Origin of the sequence: Kribbella sp. (assembly GCF_035687465.1) — a bacterium.
Lineage (GTDB): Bacteria > Actinomycetota > Actinomycetes > Propionibacteriales > Kribbellaceae > Kribbella.
Window position 1 is genome coordinate 1 of sequence record NZ_DASRXP010000481.1, and the last position, 5,220, is coordinate 5,220.

Here is a 5,220-nt window from a genome sequence, read left to right on the forward strand (position 1 = left end):
CCAGGGCGACGACCTGGGCGGCGGAATCGGGGACCAGGGCTACCACCTGGATGATTCGGGTGGTGGCTGCTTGGTAGGCCTTGAAGGCGGGGTCTCGGTCGGACTGTTCGGCGTACAGGCGGTCTCGTTCGGGGCCGGTGAGTTCGGTGGCGACGGCGGCGTAGCGGGTGGTGCCTCGTTCGACGGTGACGGCTGGGTTGGCGCGGAGGTTGTGCAGCCAGGCGGGCGTGGTGGGTTGACCGTTGTTCGAGGCGAAGATGATCAGCCGGCTCGCGTCCTCGGCGTACACGGTGGGGTTGGTGTGGGGGCGACCCGAGCGGGTGCCGGTCGTGGTCAGCAGGAGAAGTAGGGCGCCTTCGAACATGCCGCCGACGCGGCCCTCGTTGGCCCGGAACTCTTTGATGATCTCGCTGTTGTAGTCGCTCAACAGATGCTGCCCTTCGCGTAGGGTCCTGCTGACAAAATCTATTAGCTTTGCAAGCAAAACTATTTTGGAGACAAAGATATGTCAAGCGAGCGGTCCGGGCTGGATGTGGATGAGAGCATCCGGACGTTGCTGCTGCTGATGCCGCGGCTGATCGGCCGCGCCAAGCGGGCGAAGATCCCGGACGAGCTGGCGGGGATGTCACTGGCGCCCCGGCATCTGTCGTTGTTCGCCTACCTGCTGTTCGACGGCCCGCTGGGCGTGAACGACCTGGCCGAGCGCCTCGAGGTGACGCCGGCGACGGTGAGTCTGATGGTCGGGGAGCTGAGTCGCAAAGGCGTCCTCGAGCGCCGCGAGGATCCGGACGACCGCCGCCGGGCGATCATCACGCTGGCCGACGCCCACCGGGAAGCGATCGACTCCTGGCTGGCCCGAAGTGCCCGCGCGTGGCGCCAGGCCCTCGAGCCACTCACCGCCGACCAGCGCCGCCTCTTCGTCGAAACCTTGACGATCTACGAGGAAGCCATCTGAACCTCAGCGGTTCCGGAGGGAATCCAGGTCCGCCTGGCAGCGGTGTTCGACCTCGGAGAGTTCTTGGAGGGTTTCCTCGATGTCGCGGCGGCGTTGTTCCAGCTCGGTGCGGCGGGTCTGGATCTGGTTGAGGAGGTAGACGAGCTGGCCTTCCTCGCCGGGTTCGGCGTCGTACATGTCGACGATGGTGGCGATCTCGTCGAGGCTGAAGCCGAGGCGTTTGCCGCGCAGGATCAGGCCGAGGCGGACCCGGTCGCGGGGGTGGTAGACGCGGACCGTGCCGCGGCGTTCGGGGGTGAGCAGGCCGCGGTCCTCGTAGAACCGGATCGTGCGCAGGGTGACGTCGTACTCGGTCGCCAGTTCGGCGATCGACCACGTCTGGGTGTCCACGGTCACCCGATCATTGTGCACACCACCCATCGTGCTTTACGTTTACGTAAGCGTCAATCACGAGGCCCCTGGAGTGGAAGATGTCGTACGAACTGTCCGAAGAGCACCGCGAGTTCCGCCACAGCGTCCGCGACTTCGCCCGGGCCGAGATCGCGCCGCATGCCGCGGAGTGGGACCGCAAGCACTACTTCCCGGTCGAGGTGGTCCAGAAGATGGGCCGGCTCGGCCTGTTCGGGCTGACCGCGCCGGAGCAGTACGGCGGATCCGGTGGCGACTTCACCAGCCTCTGCGTCGCGATCGAGGAGATCTCGAAGGTCGACCAGTCGATCGGCATCACCCTGGAGGCCGGCGTCGGGCTCGGCATCAACCCGATCCTGACCTTCGGCACCGACGAGCAGAAGCAGCAGTGGCTGCCGGAGCTGATCAGCGGTCAGCGGCTCGCGGGGTTCGGCCTGACAGAGCCAGAGTCGGGTTCGGACGCCGGGGCGACGAAGACCCGGGCCGTGCTGGACGGTGACGAGTGGGTGATCGACGGGGCGAAGCAGTTCATCACGAACTCCGGCTCGAGCATCACCTCGCTGGTCACGGTGACGGCGAGGACCGGGGAGAAGCCGGACGGCCGCCCAGAGATCTCCACGATCATCGTCCCGACGGGAACACCTGGCTTCGTGGCAGAGGCGTCGTACGACAAACTCGGCTGGCACGCCTCAGACACGCATCCGCTGTCGTTCAGCGACTGTCGCGTACCGGCGGGCAACCTGCTCGGCGAGCGGGGCAAGGGGTTCGGGCAGTTCCTCGCGACCCTGGACGACGGCCGGGTCGCGATCGCGGCGGTCGCGCTCGGCTGCATCAAGGCGTGCCTGGAGATGTCGGTCCAGTACGCCGGTGAACGCAAGACGTTCGGGGTTCCGATCGGGACCAAACAAGGGGTCGCCTTCCAGATCTCCGACCTCAAGGTGATGGCCGACGCGGCCGAACTGCTCGTCTACCGGGCCGCGGCGCTCAAGGACGCGGGGGCTCCGATGAAGGAGTTCAAGCAGGCCGCGTCCGTCGCCAAGCTCTACGCGACCGAGTCCGCGGTGACCGCGACCCGGATCGCCACCCAGGTGTTCGGCGGCTACGGCTTCATGGAGGAGTACCCGGTGACCCGGTTCTACCGGGACGCCAAGATCCTCGAGATCGGCGAGGGCACCTCCGAGGTCCAGCGCATGCTGATCGCCCGAGGCCTCGGCCTCCCGGTCGAGTGACAGGATGACCGCATGAGCAGCCGGGATCACTGGACCGAGGTCAAGGTCGCACGCGAGGCGACTCTGGGCCCGCCTGAGAAGGCGGCCGCCAAGCTCGCCTCGCAGAACAAGCTGTACGTCCGGGACCGGATCGCGCTGCTGGTCGACGAGGGCAGCTTCGTCGAGGACGCGCAGCTCGCGAACGCGCTGAACGCGGGCCTGCCTGCGGACGGCGTGGTCACCGGCCGCGCCCTGGTCGACGGCCGGCCGGCGCTGCTGGTGGCGAACGACCCGACGGTCAAGGCCGGGTCCTGGGGTGCGCGGACGGTCGAGAAGATCGTCCGGATCACCGAGGTGGCGCTGCGCGACGAGCTGCCGATCTTCTGGCTGATCGACTCCGCCGGCGCCCGGATCACCGACCAGGTCGACCTCTTCCCCGGTCGACGTGGCGCGGGCCGGATCTTCCACAACCAGGTCGCGCTGTCCGGCAAGGTCCCGCAGATCTGCTGCCTGTTCGGCCCGTCGGCCGCGGGCGGCGCGTACATCCCGGCGTTCTGCGACCTGGTGATCATGGTCGACGGCAACGCCTCGATGTACCTCGGCTCGCCCCGGATGGCCGAGATGGTGGTCGGCGAGAAGGTGACGCTGGAGGAGATGGGCGGCGCCCGGATGCACACCACCGTCTCCGGCTGCGGCGACCTGCTGGCCGCCGACGACACCGAGGCGATCGACCTGGCCAAGCAGTACTTCTCGTACCTGCCCGGCTCCTGGCAGGCCAGACCACCCTCGTACGACGCTTCGCCGGCGGGCCGTGATTTCACCCGGGACCTGGTTCCGGCCGAAGAGAGCGTCGGGTTCGACATCCACGACGTGATCGACGCACTACTCGATGCGGACACGTTCTTCGAGATCAAACCGGCGTACGCGCCGGAGCTGGTCACCGGGTTCGGGCTGCTCGCGGGCCAGGTGGTCGGGATCGTGGCGAACCAGCCGGCCGTGAAGGGCGGCGTACTGTTCGTCGACTCCGCGGACAAGGCGGCCAGGTTCATCTGGCTGTGCGACGCGTTCAACGTGCCGCTGGTGTATCTGTGCGACGTACCGGGCTTCATGATCGGCTCGGAGGTCGAGCGGGCCGGGATCATCCGGCACGGCGCGAAGATGATCACCGCTGTGTCCGAGGCGACCGTTCCGACCGTCTCCGTGATCGTCCGGAAGGCTTATGGGGCAGGGCTTTACGCGATGTGCGGGCCTGGGTTCTCACCGGACGCATGTATCGCGCTGCCGACGGCGAAGATCGCGGTGATGGGTCCGGAGGCGGCGATCAACGCGGTGTACTACAACAAGATCCAGGAGATCGCGGATCAGACCGAGCGGGTCGAGTACGTGTCGAAGCTGCGCGAGGAGTACGAGACGGACATCGACATCCTCCGGCTCGCGGCGGACCTGGTGATCGATGCGATCGTCGAGCCGGAAGACCTCCGCGATCAGCTGATCGCCCGCCTCGCCGCGGCTCAGACCAAGGACCGCCACTTCTCCACCCGCCGCCACGGGGTCCCCCCGGTCTAGAACGCCTCCAGTCGGATCGTCGACTGCTCTACTCGGCTGGAGTTGCAGCCGGGCGGGCGGGACGGTGCGGGTCACCGTTCGGTAGCCAAGCAGTGGCGACATCGAGGCCGAGTGGGCCGAGGTCGCGGGTCAGGGCCTCGATGGTGGCCCGTACGGCGGTGCGGGTCTCGTCGCGCCGCGAGACCAGGGACCAGGTCCAGTACGGCGATGGGTTGACCACCGGTCGTCGGACGAGATCCGACGGTACCGGCGTGGTCTGGCCTTTCGGCGAGTTGGGCACCGGGCGGCGGAGTCGGTCGCAGGGAGCCGTCGCCGCGATGCTGAGCCAGGATGGTGGGGCTCGGCGTGATCCTGCGCCGGGTCGGTGACGACTGGCTGATCAACCACTACCAGGTCTCCCGACTCGACTGACAGATTCAGAACGCCTTCAGGTGGTGGTCGATCTCGGTGAGGTAGGCCCTCAGACCGGCCTGCCAGTGGGCGGCCTTGGGCTTTCAGGGCTGGGTCGAGGTCCTCCTCGGTCGCCCAGTCCTCGAAGTCGTCTTCGCTGTACCAGCCGATCGCGCCGGTGAGGCGGTGGATGGCAGTGTTCGGCAGGGAGCGCGGGCCGTACGTCTCGTAGAAGGCGGCCGGGATCTCCGAGCCGTTGATCAGGTAGATGTGCTCCTCGAGTGCGGCGATCTCGCGGGCCGGGTCGGCTACGCCCGGCTCGCCCCAGTCGATCAGCGTCGTCCGCGTCGGACCGACGATGATGTTGGCCGGGTTGACGTCAAGATGCAGCAGCGCGGTCGCGGTCTCGCGAAGAGCCGGGGCGTTCTCGTCGATCACCGCGTGCAGCCGCGGCAGGTGCGGGACCACGACCGGGAGCTTGACCTTCAGCTTGGGTTCCGCCTCGACCAGCAGTTCGTGCATGGCGTTCACCGGGTCCACACTCTCGAGCACGAGCTTGTCCTCGGTCAGGAGACCGGCCAGTCCCTTCGGGAAGCGGATGTCGTGCAGCCGGCGGAACGTAGTACCGACTGAGCGCCAGTCGTCGTCGCCGGCCCGGCCCTCGGCGACCAGGGCGGAGAGCATCTCGCCGGG

At 67.7% G+C, this 5,220-nt stretch carries 6 protein-coding genes; 3 read left to right on the forward strand and 3 right to left on the reverse strand.

From position 1 onward, the window contains the following. A partial coding sequence (locus tag VFG33_RS25315) for a nitroreductase/quinone reductase family protein (RefSeq protein ID WP_325055446.1) occupies positions 1-427 on the reverse strand: 427 nt, incomplete at its 3' end. A 78-nt stretch (positions 428-505) separates the two neighbouring features. On the opposite strand from VFG33_RS25315, the gene VFG33_RS25320 reads away from it, so the two are divergent. Continuing rightward, on the forward strand, positions 506-955 hold the full coding sequence (locus VFG33_RS25320; RefSeq protein WP_325055447.1) for a MarR family transcriptional regulator: 450 nt from the start codon (positions 506-508) through the stop codon (positions 953-955). 3 nt (positions 956-958) lie between these two features. On the opposite strand, the gene VFG33_RS25325 is transcribed toward VFG33_RS25320, so the two are convergent. Next, on the reverse strand, positions 959-1,351 hold the full coding sequence (locus tag VFG33_RS25325; protein ID WP_325055448.1) for a MerR family transcriptional regulator: 393 nt from the start codon (positions 1,349-1,351) through the stop codon (positions 959-961). Between the two features lie 74 nt (positions 1,352-1,425). Between VFG33_RS25325 and VFG33_RS25330 the strand changes: the two genes are divergently transcribed. Beyond that, on the forward strand, positions 1,426-2,592 hold the full coding sequence (locus tag VFG33_RS25330) for an acyl-CoA dehydrogenase family protein (RefSeq protein WP_325055449.1): 1,167 nt from the start codon (positions 1,426-1,428) through the stop codon (positions 2,590-2,592). 12 nt (positions 2,593-2,604) lie between these two features. After that, positions 2,605-4,137, forward strand: a complete 1,533-nt coding sequence (locus VFG33_RS25335; protein ID WP_325055450.1) for an acyl-CoA carboxylase subunit beta — start codon at positions 2,605-2,607, stop codon at positions 4,135-4,137. Between the two features lie 129 nt (positions 4,138-4,266). On the opposite strand, the gene VFG33_RS25340 is transcribed toward VFG33_RS25335, so the two are convergent. Further along, positions 4,267-5,220 (reverse strand): phosphotransferase family protein (locus VFG33_RS25340; RefSeq protein ID WP_325055451.1); only part of this gene is annotated, 954 nt, incomplete at its 5' end.